16 protein-coding genes and 1 pseudogene are annotated in these 17,947 nt (G+C 70.8%); 8 read left to right on the forward strand and 9 right to left on the reverse strand.

Annotation, left to right across the window (positions count from 1 at the left end):
- Positions 1-205: 205 nt before the first annotated feature.
- Entirely contained in the window at positions 206-694 is a 489-nt protein-coding gene (locus GA0115233_RS20345; protein WP_093721690.1) for a hypothetical protein, read from the forward strand.
- Between the two features lie 130 nt (positions 695-824).
- Positions 825-1,517 (forward strand): LPXTG cell wall anchor domain-containing protein, encoded by a 693-nt coding sequence (locus tag GA0115233_RS20350; RefSeq protein WP_093721691.1) that lies wholly within the window; start codon positions 825-827, stop codon positions 1,515-1,517.
- A 55-nt stretch (positions 1,518-1,572) separates the two neighbouring features.
- On the opposite strand, the gene ppc is transcribed toward GA0115233_RS20350, so the two are convergent.
- Positions 1,573-4,314 (reverse strand): phosphoenolpyruvate carboxylase, encoded by a 2,742-nt coding sequence (gene ppc, locus GA0115233_RS20355; RefSeq protein WP_093721692.1) that lies wholly within the window; start codon positions 4,312-4,314, stop codon positions 1,573-1,575.
- A gap of 309 nt (positions 4,315-4,623) precedes the next feature.
- Between ppc and GA0115233_RS20360 the strand changes: the two genes are divergently transcribed.
- Positions 4,624-5,634: an acyl-CoA desaturase gene (locus tag GA0115233_RS20360; RefSeq protein ID WP_093721693.1), complete on the forward strand. Its 1,011-nt coding sequence runs from the start codon at positions 4,624-4,626 to the stop codon at positions 5,632-5,634.
- Positions 5,631-6,308 (forward strand): TetR/AcrR family transcriptional regulator, encoded by a 678-nt coding sequence (locus tag GA0115233_RS20365; protein WP_093721694.1) that lies wholly within the window; start codon positions 5,631-5,633, stop codon positions 6,306-6,308. The genes GA0115233_RS20360 and GA0115233_RS20365 overlap by 4 nt, the downstream gene beginning before the upstream one ends.
- Positions 6,309-6,425: 117 nt before the next feature.
- Here the strand turns inward: GA0115233_RS20365 and GA0115233_RS20370 are convergent, their stop codons facing one another.
- Positions 6,426-6,821: a VOC family protein gene (locus tag GA0115233_RS20370; RefSeq protein ID WP_093721695.1), complete on the reverse strand. Its 396-nt coding sequence runs from the start codon at positions 6,819-6,821 to the stop codon at positions 6,426-6,428.
- Positions 6,821-7,621, reverse strand: a complete 801-nt coding sequence (locus GA0115233_RS20375; protein ID WP_093721696.1) for a trans-aconitate 2-methyltransferase — start codon at positions 7,619-7,621, stop codon at positions 6,821-6,823. Before GA0115233_RS20375 ends, GA0115233_RS20370 begins: the two co-directional genes overlap by 1 nt.
- An 88-nt stretch (positions 7,622-7,709) precedes the next feature.
- Here GA0115233_RS20375 and tamR point away from each other — a divergent pair, with 88 nt between their 5' ends.
- A complete protein-coding gene (gene tamR, locus GA0115233_RS20380; RefSeq protein WP_093721736.1) occupies positions 7,710-8,207 on the forward strand; it encodes a MarR family transcriptional regulator TamR in 498 nt (165 codons plus the stop codon).
- Positions 8,208-8,222: 15 nt separating this feature from the next.
- On the opposite strand, the gene GA0115233_RS20385 is transcribed toward tamR, so the two are convergent.
- Positions 8,223-8,993 carry a LuxR C-terminal-related transcriptional regulator gene (locus GA0115233_RS20385; RefSeq protein ID WP_093721697.1) on the reverse strand — a complete coding sequence of 257 codons (771 nt, stop codon included), beginning with the start codon at positions 8,991-8,993 and terminating at the stop codon, positions 8,223-8,225.
- Positions 8,994-9,221: 228 nt separating this feature from the next.
- Here GA0115233_RS20385 and GA0115233_RS20390 point away from each other — a divergent pair, with 228 nt between their 5' ends.
- Entirely contained in the window at positions 9,222-9,677 is a 456-nt protein-coding gene (locus tag GA0115233_RS20390) for a GNAT family N-acetyltransferase (RefSeq protein ID WP_093721698.1), read from the forward strand.
- On the opposite strand, the gene galK is transcribed toward GA0115233_RS20390, so the two are convergent.
- Genes galK through galT form a run of 3 tightly spaced genes read right to left on the reverse strand, consistent with a single transcriptional unit; the run spans position 9,670 to position 12,841 of the window.
- Complete coding sequence (gene galK / locus GA0115233_RS20395; protein WP_093721699.1) at positions 9,670-10,821, reverse strand: galactokinase; 1,152 nt, start codon at positions 10,819-10,821, stop codon at positions 9,670-9,672. The two genes, GA0115233_RS20390 and galK, sit on opposite strands and share 8 nt — an antisense overlap.
- Positions 10,821-11,783 (reverse strand): UDP-glucose 4-epimerase GalE, encoded by a 963-nt coding sequence (galE, locus tag GA0115233_RS20400; protein ID WP_093721700.1) that lies wholly within the window; start codon positions 11,781-11,783, stop codon positions 10,821-10,823. Before galE ends, galK begins: the two co-directional genes overlap by 1 nt.
- A complete protein-coding gene (gene galT, locus GA0115233_RS20405) occupies positions 11,780-12,841 on the reverse strand; it encodes a galactose-1-phosphate uridylyltransferase (RefSeq protein WP_093721737.1) in 1,062 nt (353 codons plus the stop codon). Before galT ends, galE begins: the two co-directional genes overlap by 4 nt.
- Before the next feature lie 129 nt (positions 12,842-12,970).
- Between galT and GA0115233_RS20410 the strand changes: the two genes are divergently transcribed.
- Entirely contained in the window at positions 12,971-14,671 is a 1,701-nt protein-coding gene (locus tag GA0115233_RS20410; RefSeq protein ID WP_093721701.1) for a sodium:solute symporter family protein, read from the forward strand.
- A 27-nt stretch (positions 14,672-14,698) separates the two neighbouring features.
- Positions 14,699-15,022 (forward strand): hypothetical protein, encoded by a 324-nt coding sequence (locus GA0115233_RS20415; RefSeq protein ID WP_093721702.1) that lies wholly within the window; start codon positions 14,699-14,701, stop codon positions 15,020-15,022.
- Between the two features lie 43 nt (positions 15,023-15,065).
- Here GA0115233_RS20415 and GA0115233_RS20420 read toward each other — a convergent pair whose 3' ends face one another.
- Both GA0115233_RS20420 and GA0115233_RS20425 read right to left on the reverse strand, forming a co-directional pair.
- A complete protein-coding gene (locus tag GA0115233_RS20420; RefSeq protein WP_093721703.1) occupies positions 15,066-15,758 on the reverse strand; it encodes a helix-turn-helix transcriptional regulator in 693 nt (230 codons plus the stop codon).
- A 219-nt stretch (positions 15,759-15,977) separates the two neighbouring features.
- Positions 15,978-17,916: pseudogene (locus GA0115233_RS20425) on the reverse strand (PQQ-binding-like beta-propeller repeat protein).
- Between the last annotated feature and the right edge of the window lie 31 nt (positions 17,917-17,947).

A 17,947-nucleotide genomic window follows, 5' to 3' on the forward strand; every position in this document is an offset into this window, starting at 1 on the left:
CCCGCGGGGCGGCGCCGGGCGTGCTGTCGCGGGCGGATCGCCGTGCCCCTGTGCCGTGGACGAACAGCGGTGTGCTCATGGGTCTCCCCGTCTCACGGCGGTGTCCGTCACCATCCGTTCATTTTAAGAAAGTTGGAAGGGGTCCCGGAGTTCCCGACCGGCCTCGGATTGACTTTCGGCAAGGCAATGGCCAAGGATCGCGGCCATGCCAAGTGCCGTCATCTCCAGCCGGGGCGCCGTCTCCGCGCTGCGGTTCGGGCGCGCGGCGGCGATGGGCACGCTCGCGGCGCTGATCCTGATCGCGGGCGTGTGGGCGTCCTGGGGCACCGCTCAGCACGTGATGCTCACCAAGGGGCGCGAAAGCGGCACGGTGCGCGTGGCGCGCTGCGCCGAGGACGTCTGCACCGGCCCCTACACCCCCGTCTCGCGCGGCTCGCAGCCCCGCCAAAAGGTCGTCATCGCCCACACCGCGTCGGTGCGCGAGGGCCTGACCTACTCGGTCGTCGTCAAGCCCGGCTCCAGCCACGTCGTACGCTCCGGCCCGGCCGGAATCCTCTACGCCTGGGTCCCCTTCGGCGGCGCCCTGCTCCTCGCCGCGGTCGTGGTCGCCGGCGGCCTGCGCCGGGCCCGGCCGGCCTGGGCGATGGCCGGCACCGGGGTAGCCCTGATCACGGGCGCGTTCGTGACGATGTGAGGCGTCGGCCGTAACCCTGTGAAGAAACCGAGTGTTCCCTGTTCGTGATTGACCCGGAGTCGGCGGCGGCCGGAAGCTGAGCCGCCCCCTCCACATCTTCCCGTTCGTGTCACGAAGATGGGACTGCCCCATGCCTACCCTCACCCGCGCCTGCGCCGTCTCCGCCGCCGCGGCGGCGGCGCTGTTCCTCGCCCCCACCGCCCACGCCACACCGCACGGCGACAACGGCACCGTGAAGATCCACGATGCCACGACCGACGAGGAGCTCCGCCACAACGAGCCCCACGTGTGCGCCTTCTACCTGGACGCCTTCGGCTTCGACGGCGGACAGCGGGTCGGCTGGCACATCGAGTCCTGGGCCCCGACGGCCGGCGCCAAGGGCGAGACCGTGAAGTCCGGCGAGCTGGTCCTGGACACCGACGGCCACGGCCGCACCGAGGACATGACGCTGCCGGACGGCCACTACAAGCTGTTCTGGAACTTCGACGGCGAGCACGGCTCGGCCAAGCACAAGGTGTTCTGGACGGACTGCGAGGACTCCGGGGACGACGGCGACAACGGCTCGTCCGCCTCCCCGTCGAGCCCGGCGGGCGGTACCGAACCGAGCACGGAGCCGAGCACGAGCACGGAGCCCGGCCCCGAGCCGAGCACCGGCTCCTCCGAGGACGCGCAGCCCTCCTCGGCACCCTCGCCCCAGGGCGACAAGCCCGGCGGCGATCTCGCCGAGACCGGCAGCGGTGCCCCGGTGGGCCTGCTGAGCGCGGTCGCCGCCGTGCTGGTGGCCGCGGGCGGCTTCCTGCTGTACCGGCGTCGCAAGGCCTGACGTACGGCGAAGGGCGCCCCCCGGCAGGGAGCGCCCTTCGCGGTTCCGGTGCGGGTCAGCCGGTGTTGCGCAGGCCGGCCGCGACGCCGTTCACCGTGAGCAGCAGCGCGCGGGAGAGCAGCGGGTCCGGCTCCTCGCCCGCGGCGGCCGCGTCACGCTGGCGCTTGAGCAGGGCCACCTGGAGGTAGGAGATCGGGTCCAGGTAGGCGTCCCGGATGCTGAACGTCTGCTTCAGCACCGGGGTCGCGTCCAGCAGCTCCGCCTCGCCCGTCACCTTCAGCACCTCGCGCACGGTCAGCTCGTGCTCGGCCTTGATGGTGTCGAACACGTGCTTGAGCTCGTCGGGGACGAGGGTGTCGACGTAGTGCTGGGCGATGCGCAGGTCCGTCTTCGCGAGCGTCATCTCCACGTTGGAGATGAAGTTGCGGAAGAAGTGCCACTGCTCGTGCATCTCCTCCAGGACCGTGTCCAGGCCCGCCTCGCGCAGCGCCTTCAGCCCGGAGCCCACGCCGAACCAGCCCGGCACGATCTGCCGCGACTGGGTCCAGCCGAACACCCACGGGATGGCGCGCAGGCCGTCGAGGGAGACGCCCGAGCCGGGGCGGCGGGAGGGCCGCGAGCCGAGGTGCAGTTCGGCGAGCTGGTCCACCGGGGTCGAGGCGAGGAAGTACGTCGGCAGGTCCGGGTCCTCGACGAACCTGCGGTACGCGGCGTGCGCGGCGTCGGAGACCACGTCCATCGCCGCGTCCCAGCGGGCCAGCGCCTCGCCCGACTGGCGCGGGGCGGTGTGCAGGGCGGACGCCTGGAGCGTGGCCGCGACGGTCAGCTCCAGGTTCTCCCGGGCCAGCGACGGCACCAAGTACTTGTCGGAGATGACCTCGCCCTGCTCGGTCACCTTGATCTCGCCCTCCAGGGTGCCCCAGGGCTGGGCGAGGATCGCGTCGTGCGAGGGGCCGCCGCCGCGGCCGACGGTGCCGCCGCGGCCGTGGAAGAGCCGCAGCCGTACGCCGTAGCGGTGCGCCACGTCGCGCAGCCGGCGCTGGGCGCGGTGGATCTCCCACTGCGAGGTGGTGATGCCGCCGAACTTGGAGGAGTCGGAGTAACCGAGCATGACCTCCTGGACGTCGCCGCGCAGGGCGACCAGCCGCCGGTAGGAGGGGTCGGCGAGCATGTCCTCCAGGATCGTGTCGGCGGCCTTGAGCTCGTCGGTGGTCTCCAGCAGCGGCACGATGCCGATCCTGGCCCAGCCGGCGTGCAGGTCGATCAGGCCCGCCTCGCGCGCCAGCACGGCCGCGGCGAACACGTCGTCGGCGCCCTGGCACATGGAGATGATGTACGACTCGATCACCTCGGGCCCGAACACCTCAAGGGCCCGCTTGATCGTCTGGAAGACGCCGAGGGTCTTCTCGCCCGCCGCGTCCACCGGCGCCGGGCTCGGGGCCAGCGGACGGCGCGAGCGCAGTTCCTTGGCGAGCAGCTTGGCCCGGTACTCACGCGGCATGTCCGCGTACCGCCAGGACTCCTCGCCGAGCCGGTCGAACAGCTGGCCGAGGGCGTGGTGGTGGGCGTCGGCGTGCTCACGGACGTCCATCGTGGCGAGCTGCAGGCCGAAGGCGGACAGCGTGCGGATGGTGCGGTTCATCCGGCCGTCGGCGAACAGGCCGCCGCGGTGCTCGCGCAGCGAGGTCTGGATCAGCGTCAGGTCGTGCAGCAGCTCGGAGGTGCCGAGGTAGTCGCGGCCCTCCTCGTGCGGGATGCCCTTGGCCAGGCGCGTCTTGGTGTTCTCCAGCTTCTGCCGGATGCAGGTGGCCTTGAGCCGGTAGGGCTCCTCGGCGTTCAGCCGCTTGTAGCGGGGGCTGATCTCCGGCAGGCGCTCCAGGTCCTGCTGCAGGGAGTCCAGCAGCTCCTGGGTGGCGCCGGTGTAGCGGATGGAGTTCGACAGGAAGCCGCGCAGCTCGTCGATCATCTCCAGCGCGTCGTTGATGCCGTGCTCGTGCTGGAGGATCAGCACGTCCCAGGTGACCTGCGGGGTGACGTTGGGGTTGCCGTCGCGGTCGCCGCCGATCCAGGTGCCGAAGGTGAGCGGGCGGGTGTCGTCGGGGAGCTTGACCCCGACCCGCTCCAGCTCGGCCGTCAGGTCCTCCAGGACGTCGCCGACGGCACCGGCGTGCAGCTCGTCGAGGTAGTAGATCGCGTTGCGCGCCTCGTCCGCGGGCTCCGGACGGACCACGCGCAGTTCGTCGGTCTGCCAGACGAGGTCGATGTTCTCCGCCAGACGGGTGTCGTGGCGCCGCCGGTCGGACTCGATGACCGGGGTCTCCAGCAGCGCCGCGATACGCCGGAGCTTGTTCAGTACCGACCGGCGCGCGGCCTCGGTGGGGTGCGCGGTGAAGACCGGGCGGACGTTGAGGTGCTCGACCGTCTGGCGCAGGTGCTCGGGGTCGGCGTCCTTGAGCCGGTCGGCCGTACGGGCGAGCAGACCGCCCTCGGCGGCGCGCCTGGCGCGCAGCTCGCGTCCGCGGTGCACCTGCTCGGTGACGTTGGCGAGGTGGAAGTAGGTGGAGAAGGCCCGCACCAGCTTGGCCGCGGTGTCGAGCTCGGTGCCGCGCAGCAGCTCGGCGGCGGCCTCGCCGTCCTCGCGCGTGAGTCGGCGGACCCTCTCGACGAGGTCGAGGAGTTCTGGACCCTCCTGCCGGACGAGGGTCTCGCCAAGGAGATCACCCAGGCGCCTGATGTCGGCGCGCAGCTCACTGCTGCTCGACGTGGTGCTGGTAGTCAGGTCGTCGGCACTGCTCACAGGTGCGGCTCCTTGCAGTGTTGAAGCTCGTCTGGAGGGAACCCGAAGGCCCGTCACGCGCGGCGGCTCGCCGCATACGGTCCGGACATCCGGGAAGAAATCAGAGCGGACCGCGCTGTCCGACCGACACAAGGATAGGTGCCGAGGTGGACGCGCTGTCTCACGGGCTCTTGCCGCCAGGCGACGCGCTGCCATACTTACGACGCCGTAGGTTACGGAACCGTAGGGACCGTTGCACCCCGACCGGAAGGCGGTTCCCGCGGCCGTCCGGCATTTGTCTCACCACCCTCGACCCCACAGGGGACGCCCATGACCACGAGCTCCGATGTGATCGAAGACGCCCCGCAGGCGAACGACGACACCACGACCGCCTCCGCCACGCTCGGCGGGGAGCAGAAGCGGTCGATCGAGCAGATCGCGCTGCTGCTGTTCATCACCGTCCCGTTCCTCGCGCTGCTGGCCGCGGTGCCGCTGGCCTGGGGCTGGGGAGTGAGCTGGCTCGACCTCGGCCTGCTGGTCTTCTTCTACTACCTGGGCTGCCACGGCATCACGATCGGTTTCCACCGGCACTTCACCCACGGTTCCTTCAAGGCGAAGCGGCCCCTGAAGATCGCGCTGGCGATCGCCGGGTCGATGGCGGTCGAGGGGCCCCTGGTCCGCTGGGTCGCCGACCACCGCAAGCACCACAAGTTCTCCGACGCCGAGGGCGACCCGCATTCGCCGTGGCGCTACGGCGAGACCCTTCCGGCGCTGCTGAAGGGCCTGTGGTGGGCGCACATCGGCTGGATGTTCGACGAGGAGCAGACCCCGCAGGACAAGTACGCGCCGGATCTGATCAAGGACCCGGCACTGCGGGCGATCTCCCGGCAGTTCGTGCTGTGGACCGTACTGTCGCTGGCGCTGCCCGCGCTGATCGGCGGTCTGGTGACCTGGTCCTGGTGGGGCGCCTTCACCGGCTTCTTCTGGGGCTCGCTGGTGCGGGTGGCGCTGCTGCACCACGTGACCTGGTCGATCAACTCCATCTGCCACGCGGTCGGCAAGCGGCCCTTCAAGTCGCGTGACCGCTCGGGCAACGTGTGGTGGCTGGCGGTGCTGTCCTGCGGCGAGTCCTGGCACAACCTGCACCACGCCGACCCGACATCGGCGCGGCACGGGGTGATGCGCGGGCAGCTCGATTCGAGCGCGCGCCTGATCCGCTGGTTCGAGCTGGCGGGCTGGGCTTATGACGTGCGCTGGCCGTCACGCTCGCGTATCGATTCCCGCCGTGTCACCGAGGAAGAAGGCTCCCGACGCCGGGCCAAGGCCGCAAAGGCGGCATGATTGACGCCGTGGCGACCGACTCCAGCAGTACCCAGGGCAACGACAAACCGCGGCGTGCGCGCCGCACCCGGATGACCGGTGCGGAGCGCCGTCAGCAGCTACTGGAGATCGGTCGCACCCTCTTCGCCGCGAAGGGGTTCGAGGGCACGTCGGTGGAGGAGATCGCGGCGAAGGCCGGGGTCTCCAAGCCGGTGGTGTACGAGCACTTCGGCGGCAAGGAGGGGCTGTACGCGGTGGTCGTGGACCGTGAGATGCGGCGGCTGCTGGACATGGTGACCGGGTCGCTGACGGCCGGGCATCCGCGTGAACTGTGCGAGCAGGCGGCGTTCGCTCTTCTGGACTACATCGAGGAGTACACGGACGGGTTCCGCATCCTGGTCCGTGACTCGCCGATCCCGCAGTCGACGGGGTCCTTCGCCTCGCTGATCTCCGACATCGCCACCCAGGTGGAGGACATCCTGGGGCGCGAGTTCAAGAGCCGGGGCTTCGATCCCAAGCTCGCGCCGCTGTACGCGCAGGCGCTGGTCGGGATGGTCGCGCTGACCGGGCAGTGGTGGCTGGACGTACGCCGCCCGAAGAAGGCGGAGGTGGCGGCGCATCTGGTGAACCTGGCGTGGCACGGGCTGGACGGGCTGGAGGCGAAGCCGCACCTCATAGGGCGGCGTAAGGCGTAGGGCAGGGCGCGCCGACGGGGGCGGCGCCTTTGGTTTCTCGCCCCCGCCGCCCCTTCCCGTCCCGTCCCTGGGGGCTGCGCCCCCAGACCCCCCTTCGGCCCTGAACGGGCCTCGTCCTCAAACGCCGGACGGGCTGGGATGGCCGGGCTGGCTGGAGAGGCGCTCCAGGAACTCGATTCTGTTCCCGACCGGGTCCTCCGAGTAGAAGCGCTTGTGGCCCGGCAGGTTGTCGTCCCAGGTCACCTTTGCGCCCCTGGCCTCCAGGCGGGCCGCGTACGTCTCGATGTCCGTTACGCGCAGGCCCGGGTGGGCCTTGCGGGCGGGGTGGAAGTTCTGGTCGATGCCCAGGTGGAGTTGGACGGTGCCCGACTCGAACCAGCAGCCGCCGCGGGCCGCCAGGACCGGGGGCTTCGGTAGCTCGGTCATGCCCAGGACGCCGACGTAGTACGCGCGCAGTGCGTCCTCGGAGCCGGGCGGGGCTGCCAGTTGGACGTGGTCGACCGAGTGCAGCATCAGGTCTCCTTTCGGCGGGCCACGGCGAAGACGCGGCGGAAGGGGAAGGGCGTGCCGTGCGGTCCGGCGGGGTACGCCGCGCGCAGGGCGGTGCGGTACTCCTCGACGAAGGCGTCCCGGGCCTCCGGGTCGTCCGCCAGTGCTGTGAGGACGGGGCGCAGGCCCGTTCCCTTGACCCAGTCCAGGACCGGGTCCTCGCCGGGGAGCAGATGGACGTACGTCGTCTCCCACACGTCCGCCTCGCAGCCGAGGCCGGTCAGCTCGGCCAGGTACTCCTGCGGTGTGCGGATGGCGCCGTCGTGGCGCAGGGCGCCGGAGAGGCGGTCGCGCCAGCGCGCGGAGCCCGCGATCTCGCGCATCAGACGGTGGCTCGGGGAGTCGAAGTTCCCCGGCACCTGGAAGGCGAGGGTGCCGCCGGGCACCAGCCCGTCCACCCAGACCCCGAACCGCTCCACGTGCCCGGGCACCCACTGCAGGGTCGCGTTGCTGACGATCAGGTCGTACGGCCGTTCGGGCACCCAGGTCCGTACGTCCGCGTGGGCGAAGCGGAGCCGCTCGCCGCCGTGGTCCGCGCGGGCCTTGGCGAGCATCTCCTCGGAGTTGTCGTAGCCGGTGATCTCCGCGGTGGGCCAGCGCTCGGCGAGCAGGGCGGTGACATTGCCCGGGCCGCAGCCGAGGTCGGCCACGCGGGGCCGGTCGCCGGGCGGTTCGCCGACGCGGGCCAGCAGGTCCGTGAAGGGACGGGCCCGGTGATCCGCGTGCCGGAGGTACTGGGCGGGGTCCCAGATGGGGGTCGTCATGACAGCCACCTTCCCCCAGATTTAGCTCGATATCAAGATGCTCGACATCAAGAGACTTCACGTCGACACAACCACTACACTGATCGTCATGGAGGACGAGGTCGATCGGCTGGTCGCGGCGTGGCGTCGGGAACGCCCCGACCTCGACGTGGAGCCGCTGGAGGTGCTGAGCCGTGTCAGCAGGCTGGCCCGGCACCTGGACCGCGCGCGCCGGCTGGCGTTCTCCGAGCACGCCCTGGAGCCCTGGGAGTTCGACGTGCTCACCGCGCTGCGCCGCGCGGGGGCTCCGTACCAGCTCTCCCCCGGGCAGTTGCTGACGCAGACCCTGGTCACCTCCGGCACGATGACCAACCGCATCGACCGGCTGACCAAAAAGGGCCTGGTGGAGCGTCTCCCCGACCCCAGTGACCGGCGCGGGGTGCTGGTGCGGCTCACCGACGAGGGCCGCGACCGCGCGGACCAGGCACTGGCCGGACTGCTGGAGCAGGAGCGCGCGATCCTCTCCGAACTGTCCCGCGCCCAGCGCGGCGAACTGGCCGGGCTGCTGCGGCAACTGACCGCACCCTTCGACAACATCCCCGGCTGACCGGGGGCGGCGCGCCTACGCCAGCTGCTGTCCCCCGCGCTCCACCACGTCGTTCGCCAGGTCCACCGGCCCCACCCCCGCCCGGCGCGCGAGCGCCACCGCGGCCAGGGTGGAGTGGACGCCGAGTTTGCCCAGCACGTTCTGCATATGCGTACGGACGGTGTGCGGGGACAGATACAGGCGCTCGGCGACCGCCTTGCGCCCCAGGCCCGCCACCATGCACCGCAGGACCTCGCGCTCGCGCGGGGTCAGGGACTCCACGAGCCGTTCGCTCTCGGTGCGGTGCTTGCGCGCGGCCGTCAGTTCGCGCAGGACGCCCGTGAGCAGGGCGGGCGGCAGATGCGTCTCATCGCGCAGCACGCCCCGGATGACGCTCAGCAGCCGCGACAGCGAGCAGTCCTTGGCGACCCAGCCGGAGGCTCCCGCCTGGAGCGCGAGTGCCGCGCGCCGCGGGTCGTCCTTCTCGGCGAGCACCACGATCCGCACCCCGGGCTGTGCCGAGCGCACCCCGGCGACGAGGGAGATGCCGTCGACCAGACCGTCCTCCCCCACCTCCTGGACCGGCACGGCGGGCCTGAGGCCGGGCATCGTGCCGCCCAGGTCGGCGTCCACGAGCAGCACGTCGTAGCGGCGCCCCTCGGCGGCCGCGCGCTCCAGGCTGCGCAGGGCGGCCGGGCCGCTGCCCGCGGCGGAGACGTCGACGTCGGGCTCGGCGGCCAGCGCGGCGGCGAGCGACTCGGCGAAGATGCGGTGGTCGTCGACGACCAGGACTCGGATGCGAACCACTGAAACCCCCACTGGTCCGGAGAACGACGACAGGCGCAGGCACGACGCCCACGGTTTGGCGCAGCCACACGGCCGCCGCCGTGCAGAAACTGGTACCCCCACCGCGGGCGTCGTACCCGACTGTCTCGCCCCCTGATCAGCACCGGCCCCCACCGGCGCTGTTCATCAGAGTACGGGCGGGGGGCGGGAGCGGAAGGCAATTTGCAGAACTGGCCCGTTCCCGCGTTTATGGTGAGCCGCATGTTCCGAATGGAGACAGAAGTCGACAAAGAGCGGCGCGATCTTCTTCGTGCGCGGCTGCGGGAGACCAACACCGCGGCCTCGCCGGTGATCAGCGCGCTGCGCGGAACCCCGGCCGAACGCGAGGTTCCGCTGCATGTGTGGCTGCTGGACGACTCGGGCGAACTGGCCGGCGGGCTGGTCGGGCACACCTGGGCGGGCTGGCTCCATGTGACCTATCTGTGGGTCGACGTGCGCCACCGAGGTGCGGGGCTCGGTTCACGGCTGCTCGACGAGGCGGAGCGGGTGGCCCGCGAGGAGCGGGGCTGTGCCGCCGTACGCCTGGAGACGTGGGACTTCCAGGCGCCGGAGTTCTACAAGCAGCACGGGTACGAGGTGGTGTGCGTGATCCCCGACTATCCGCCGGGGATCACGGAGTACACCCTGACCAAGCGGTTCAGCTGAGGCGCCGGGCGCCCGCGGCGGGGACCGCCTCGAAGACGCGCGGGGCGGTGAACCCGGCGGCGGCGAAGGCCTCCTGGACCGCCTTGGTGACGGTGTCCACGTCCGCCGCCTCGGCCAGCACGATCGCCGAGCCGCCGAAGCCGCCGCCGGTCATCCGGGCGCCCAGGGCGCCGGTGGCGAGCGCGGTGTCGACGACCAGGTCCAGTTCGGGGCAGGAGATCCGGAAGTCGTCGCGCAGCGAGGCGTGGCCCGCCACCAGCACCGGCCCGATGGCCCGCGGGTCGCCCGCCCGGAGCAGTTCGACGACCTTCTCCACCCGCTCGTCCTCGGTGACGACGTGCCGGACCAGGCGCACCGCCTCCTCGTCGTCCCCGAGCCGTGCCAGGGCCGCGTCCAGTTCGCCGTAGGGCACGTCCCGCAGCGCGTCCACGCCCAGCAGCGCCGCGCCGCGTTCGCAGCCCGCGCGGCGCTTGCCGTACTCGCCCTCGCTGTGCGAGTGCTTGACCCGGGTGTCGACGACCAGCAGGCGCATGCCCTCGGCGGCGAGGTCGAAGGGGATCTGCCGCTGGGACAGGTCCCGGGTGTCGAGGAAGAGCGCGTGGCCCTCCTCGCAGCAGGCGGAGGCGGTCTGGTCCATGATCCCGGTGGGGGCGCCGACGTAGACGTTCTCGGCGCGCTGGCACAGCCGGGCCAGCTTCCAGCGGGGCAGGCCAAGTTCGTACAGGTCGTTCAACGCCAGGGCGACGACGACCTCCAGGGCGGCGGAGGAGGACAGGCCGGCACCCGCCGGGACCGTGGAGGCGAGGTGGACGTCGGCGCCGGTGACCGGGTGCCCGGCCTCGCGCAGCGCCCAGACCACTCCGGCCGGGTACGCCGTCCAGGTGCGGTCGGTGCCGGGCACGAGGTCGTCGAGCCGCAGCTCCACCACGCCGCCGTCGACGTCCGCCGAGTGCAGGCGCAGAACGCCGTCGGCGCGCCGGGAGACGGCGGCGACGGCGGTGTGCGGCAGCGCGAAGGGCATCACGAAGCCGTCGTTGTAGTCGGTGTGCTCACCGATGAGGTTGACGCGGCCCGGCGCCGACCAGACTCCTTCGGGCGCGGTCCCGTACAGCTCGGCGAAACCGTCGCGCACCTGCTCCCCCACTACTCCTCCTCCGCGGTCTTCTGTGCGAACTCCCAGGCGTCCGCGACGATCCCCTTGAGGTCGGCGCGCGACGGGTTCCAGCCGAGCCTTTCGCGGGCCGCGGCGGCGGACGCCACCAGGACCGCGGGGTCGCCGCCCCGGCGGGGGGCCACGACGGCGGGGATCGGGTGCCCGGTGACCTGACGGGCCGTCTCGACGACCTCGCGCACGGAGAAGCCGCTGCCGTTGCCGAGGTTGCAGATCAGGTGCTCGCCGGGCTGCGCGGCCCCCAGGGCCAGCAGGTGGGCCTCGGCGAGGTCGGCGACGTGGATGTAGTCGCGTACGCAGGTGCCGTCCGGTGTCGGGTAGTCGTCGCCGAAGATCGAGACGGCCTCGCGGCGGCCCTGCGCGACCTGGAGGACCAGCGGGATCAGGTGCGACTCGGGGTCGTGGCGCTCGCCGAACGCGCCGTAGGCACCGGCCACGTTGAAGTAGCGCAGCGAGACCGCGGCCAGGCCGTGGGCGGTCGCCTCGCTGGTGATCATGTGGTCGACGGCGAGCTTGGTGGCGCCGTAGGGGTTGGTGGGCTCGGTGCGCGCGCTCTCCACGATGGGGACCTGTTCGGGCTCGCCGTAGGTGGCGGCCGTGGAGGAGAACACCAGCCTGCGCACGCCCGCCGCGCGCATGACGCCGATCAGGGCCATGGAGCCGCCGACGTTGTTCTCCCAGTACTTCTCGGGCTTGACGACCGACTCGCCGACCTGCGAGGAGGCGGCGAAGTGCAGTACGGCGTCGTAGGAGTCGTCGAGCCACTTGGCGGCGTCGCGGATGTCGCCCTCAACGAAGGCGGCGCCCGCGGGGACGCCCGCGCGGAAGCCGGTGGAGAGGTTGTCCAGCACGGTGACCTCGTGGCCCGCCTCCAGCAGATGCTGGGCGACCACACTGCCGACGTACCCCGCACCGCCCGTCACCAGGTACTTCATGAACTCGCTACCTCTCGCAGTCGCGCGGCCGCCCGCTCCGGCGGCACGTCGTTGATGAACACGCTCATGCCGGATTCCGAACCCGCGAGGAACTTCAGCTTGCCGCGGGTGCGGCGGATGGTGAAAAGCTCAAGGTGCAGCGCGAAGTCCTCGCGGACCACGCCCTCGAACTCCTCCAGCGCCCCGAACGGCGCCTGGTGCCAAGCGGCAATGTACGGCGTCGGAGGCTCGCCCTCACCGAAGATCCGGTCGAAGCGCCTCAAGAGTTCCAGATAAACCTGGGGGAACTCTGAGCGCGCGGCCTCGTCGAGCGCCAGCAGGTCCGGCACACGGCGGCGCGGATACAGGTGGACCTCGTACGGCCAGTGCGCGGTGTACGGCACGAAGGCGACCCAGTGTTCACTCGTCAGGACGACCCGCTCGTCGGCGAGTTCACGCTCCAGGACGGCGTCGAAGATGTTCTCCCCGCCGGTCGCCTCCTTGTGCCGGGCTACCTGGCGCAGCATCAGGGCGGTACGGGGCGTGGTGAAGGGGTACGCGTAGATCTGCCCGTGCGGGTGGCCGAGGGTCACGCCGATCTCGGCGCCGCGGTTCTCGAAGCAGAACACCTGCTCCACGGAGGGCAGATGGGACAGCTCCGCGGTGCGGTCGGTCCAGGCGTCCAGGACCAGCCGGGCCTGTTCCTCGGTGAGGTCGGCGAAGGAGGCGTGGTGGTCGGAGGTGAAGCAGACCACCTCGCAGCGCCCGGAGTCGCCGGCCAGGGAGGGGAAGCGGTTCTCGAAGACCACCACGTCGTAGGAGGAGTCCGGGATCTCGCTCAGCCGTTCGCCCTCGCTGGGGCACAGCGGGCACTCGTCGGCCGGGGGGTGGTAGGTGCGGCCCTGGCGGTGCGAGGCGATGGCGACCGAGTCGCCGAGCAGCGGGTCGCGGCGGATCTCGGAGGTGGTCACGGTCGGCTCCAGGGGCCGGCGGTCCACCGCGTCCCGTACGCCGTCGTCGCGCAGGTCGTAGTAGATCAGCTCGCGACCGTCGGCCAGCCGGGTCGAGGTCTTCTTCACCACCGGACTCCTTTTCCCCACCATGAATTCCCGCACCCGAACAGAAACAAACACAAGTAATCATAACTCGACAGTCGCGTCAACGCCGGAATCAAACAAAGTTGAACGACGGAAGGGTTCAATGTCGGGATGCAAAGCCCCACAAACGGTGCGTTTCCTGCCACACTCGCCGCTGCCGAGCTACGGCTCCCCACGAACTGGCTCGACTACACGATCCTCGGCATCTACTTCGTCGTCGTGCTGGGCATCGGCTTCGCCGCCCGCGCCTCGGTCAAGACCAGCCTCGACTTCTTCCTCTCCGGACGCTCGCTGCCGGCCTGGATCACCGGCCTCGCGTTCATCTCCGCCAACCTGGCCGCCACCGAGATCCTCGGCATGGCCGCCAACAGCGCGCAGTACGGCGTCTACACCGTGCACTGGTACTGGATCGGCGCCATCCCGGCGATGGTCTTCCTGGGCCTGGTGATGATGCCGTTCTACTACTCGTCGAAGGTGCGCTCGGTCCCCGAGATGCTGCTGCTGCGCTTCGACAAATGGGCACATCTGCTCAGTTCGCTGCTGTTCGCCTTCGCGGCGATCCTGATCTCCGGGGTCAACCTGTACGCGCTCGCCATCGTCGTGGAGGCGCTGCTGGGCTGGCCGCAGTGGGTGGCGATCGTGGTGGCCGGGGCCTTCGTGCTGGCGTACATCACCCTGGGCGGTCTGTCCTCGGCGATCTACAACGAGGTGCTGCAGTTCTTCGTGATCCTCGCGGCCCTGATCCCGCTCGTCACGCTGAGCATGAAGAAGGTCGGCGGCTGGGACGGCCTGTCGGACAAGCTCACCGAGACGCACGGCGCCGACTTCACCACCGCCTGGGGCGGCACCGGCATCGGCAGCGACAACCCGCTCGGCGCCAACTGGCTGACCATCGTCCTGGGCCTCGGCTTCGTGCTGAGCTTCGGCTACTGGACGACGAACTTCGCCGAGGTGCAGCGCGCGCTGTCGGCGAAGAACCTCAGCGCCGCCCAGCGCACGCCGCTGATCGCCGCGTACCCGAAGATCTTCATCGTCTTCCTGGTGATGCTGCCGGGCCTCGCCGCGGCGGCCCTGATCCCGGGCTTCGGCACCGAGGAGTCGGGCTACCAGTACAACGACGCCATCCCGTACCTGATGGAGCAGTTGCTGCCCAACGGCGTGCTCGGCATCGCGGTGACGGGCCTGCTGGCGGCCTTCATGGCGGGCATGGCGGCGAACGTGTCGTCCTTCAACACCGTGTTCACCAACGACATCTGGGCGCGGTACGCGGTCAGGGGGCGGCCGGACGCGTACTACGTCCGCTTCGGCCGGCTGATCACCGTGATCGGGGTGTGCGCCTCGGTGGGCACGGCGTTCCTGGCCTCGTCCTTCTCCAACATCATGGCCTACCTCCAGACCCTGTTCTCCTTCTTCAACGTGCCGATGTTCGTCGTCTTCATCATCGGCATGTTCTGGAAGCGGGCGTCCGCGGTGTCCGGGTTCTGGGGCCTGCTCGCGGGCACGGTCGCGGCAATGGTCAACTACTTCTGGATCTACAAGCAGGAGATCATCGACATCCCCACCGACCAGGGCGCCAACTTCGTCTCCGCGATCGTCGGCTTCGTCGCGGGCGCGGTGGTGATGTTCGCCGTCTCGCTGTTCACCGCGCCCAAGCCCGCGGAGGAACTCCAGGGCCTGGTCTACGGCACCCGCTCGCCCGGCATGAGCGAACCCCCCGCCGAGGGCGACGACGCCTGGTACCGCCGGCCCGCGCTGCTCGGCTGGGGCGCGATCGTCCTCGCCGCCGCCTGCTACATCCCGTTCTCGTTCTGACCCCCGCGCGGGAGAATTGGAGGAACCATGTCCGACCACCACGGATACTCCGAGCAGGACGTCCAGCGCGAGGTCACGGAACTACAGGCGCAGTCCGCCACCGCGGCCCGCATCTTCGACCTGCGCCGCATCATCGGCGGCCTCTTCGTCGTCTACGGCGTCATCGTCACGATCGCCGGGATCAACCCCTCGGACGCCACCCTGGACAAGGCCGAGGGCGTCAACATCAACCTCTGGACCGGCCTGGGCATGCTGCTGCTCGGCATCTTCTTCCTGGTCTGGCTGAAACTGCGCCCGACCCCTCCCCCGCCTCCCCCGACGGCGGAATCGGAGGAGAAGCCGGGCGAGTGACAGGGAGGCGGGGCCGGGCCCTTCGGGCCCGGCCCCGTCGCTCTCACGAGGGCTCGGGGCCCCGGTTCTCCAGCGGCCCCGCCCGGTCCAGCAGGCCCGTACGGGCGGCCAGGGCCGCGGCCTCCAGACGGGAGCCGACGCCCAGCTTCATCAGGACCCGCTGGACGTGGGTGCGGGCCGTGGACGGGGCGATGCCCATGCCCGCGGCGATCAGCCGGGTGTCCTCGCCGTCGGCGACCCGGACCAGGACCTCGACCTCGCGCGGGGTGAGCATCTGGAGCAGACGCTGACCCTCGTCGTCCGGCTGGGCCGCCGGGTTGAGCAGTTCGCTGAAGGCGCCCTGGAGCAGCTGCGGGGCGACCGCCGCCTCACCCGCCCGCGCCTTCATGATCGCGCGCTCCACGCCCTCGATGCGCTCGTCGTGCCGGACATAGCCGGAGGCCCCCGCCGCGAACGCCGCCGCGATCCCCCTCGGACTCGGCACCGGCCCCAGGACCAGCACCGCCACCTGGGGCCGCTCCCGCTTGATCTTCACTACCGGGTCGAACATCCCCGGCTCCGCCGGTGTCGCCGTCCCCAGCAGGCACACCTCCGGCGCCCTGCTGATCACCAGGTCCGCCGCCCCCGCGGCCGGTGCCGCCGCGGCCAGCACCCTGTGCCCCCTCAGTTTCAGGGCCGAGGCCAGTGCCTCGGCGAGCAATCGGTGGTCGTCGACCACCATGAGCCGCACTCCCATCGAGCAACCCCCCAGTCCCCCCAATGGATCCCCACACATCCACAGACACTCCCCCGTGGATGCCCCCGGAAGCTACACGCTTGTTCGACGTTGCGCTCCCCCTACTGGAGAGAACTGCCCCGGATCGCCGAAAATCCTCTCATTCGAGGGTGATGAGCGGTACGTGAAAGGCCCCGCCCCTGAACAGGGACGGGGCCGTGAACACGCGCGTTCGAGCGGCTACTTCGCGCCGAACGCGATCACCAGGTACTCCTCCTCGCCGCTGGAGCCGAGCTCACTGGCGAAGACGTCGGACATGAACAGCCGGCCGTTCGTGTACAGGATCTCGGCGTAGTCGGGGAGCATGCTGCGCTCCACGTCCATCACCGACTCCGTGGCCGGGTTCTCCATCAGCTTCGTCTCCTTGAAGGAGCCGCCGTCGATGGACACGACCTGCCCGCCCTTGTCGTACGGGCCGCGCTTGTAGGCGATCAGGTTCGGGCCGTCCATGCGCAGCGGGCACAGCTCGTAGTCGTCGCCCGCGTCGGCCCGCTGGCCGGTCTGCTTGCCCGTGGCCAGGTCGAAGGCGATGATCTCGTTGGTGTCGCTGTACTCGCCCTTGCCGTCGTGCTTCTCGGTCGGCAGGTAGAGCCGGTCGTTGCCGACGGCCAGCAGACGGCACTCCTCGACCTTGGTGATCCCGTCGCAGGAGGCGTTGAACTGCTCGCCCGGCGCGGAGATACGGGAGCGCAGCTTGCCGGTCTTGTTGTCGATGGAGAAGAAGTCCGAGATCCCGCTGCCGTCCCCGGCCGAGTCACCGACGTCGGCGGCCACGACCAGCGGCTCGGTGGAGACCACGCTGGCGTACTCGATGCCCTTGGTCATCTTGTACTCCGAGATCACCTTGCCGGACTTCGAGTCGAGGGTCTGGATGGACAGCTGGCGCTCGCCGTACGAACCGCACTTGCGCACCGCCACCAGCTTGGGACCGCCGCCGTACCCGGCGTCGTAGCAGGTGTCCGTGGCCTTCGGCGCCCACACCCGGTCACCGGTGGCGATGTCGAAGCCGGCGCCGCCGCTGGTGCTGCCGACCGCGACCGTGCTCCCGCTGACCGTGACATTGTCGAAGCTGATCGGCTGGGTACCGCTCTCGACCGTCTTGGTCCACAGCTTCTTACCGGTGTCGAGGTCGATGCCCGCGACCTGGGTGCAGCCGTGCGAGGGCTGGGACTTGGTGGGCATCTTCGGCTGGAAGGTGATCGCCGTCCGGTTGTCCTCGGTGGCGTGGTTGCTGCCCTGGCAGACCGGGCCGGGGAGCTTGATCGTCCACAGCTTGGTGCCCTTGTCGAGGTCGTAGCCGACGACCTCGGCGACGCCGCTCTTGGCGTACACCTTGTCCGTCACCCACGAGCCGACGGTCGGGATGGTCCGGTCGTCCTTGACCTCGGGCGCCGGGACCTGGAAGAGGACCTTGGAGTTGGTGTCGGAGGGCACCTTCTCGGTCGCCTTGGTGGACTGGCCGCCGGTGTCGCCACCGCTGTCGCCACCCTTGTCCCCTCCCTTGTCGCCGCCGGTGCCGCCGCTGGAGCTCGCGGTGTCGTCCTTGCCGCCGTCGTCGGAGGAGGACGCGTACCAGATGCCGCCGGTGACGATCAGGGCGATGGCGACCACGGCCGCCACGATGATCAGCACCGACGAGTTCAGCTTGCGGCCGCCGCCGGTGCCGGGCTGCGGCTGCATCGGCATGGTCGGCGGCTGCGGGTAGCCGTAGGGCTGCTGGCCGTACGCCGGGGTCGGCGGCTGGCCGGGCTGGCCCGGGTAGCCGTAGCCCTGCGGGGGCGTCTGCGGGTAGCCGTACCCCTGCGGCGGGGTCGGCGGCTGCGGGTATCCGTAGCCCTGCGGCGGCGTGGGCGGCTGGGCCGCGGGCTGCTGCGGGGGCGTGGGGGCGCCGAAGCCGCCCTGCGGCGGGGCGGGCGGGGGCGTCTGCGGGGCCTGGGGCGCGCCGAAAACCTCCCTGCTGGGCGGGCGGCTGGGGCGCGCCGAAGCCGGGCTGCTGCGCGGGCGGCTGGGCCGGGGGCTGCGCGGGCTGCTGGGCAGGCTGCTGCGGTTCGTCCTGCGGCGGACCGAAACCGCCCCCCTGCGGGGGCTGGTTGGGCGGCGGCGGAGGGGGCGTGGTCATGGTGTGAGTACCTCGGGAAGGGGACGACGGC

The sequence above is a fragment of the Streptomyces sp. DI166 genome (assembly GCF_900091315.1).
In the GTDB taxonomy this organism is placed as follows: domain Bacteria; phylum Actinomycetota; class Actinomycetes; order Streptomycetales; family Streptomycetaceae; genus Streptomyces; species Streptomyces fuscus.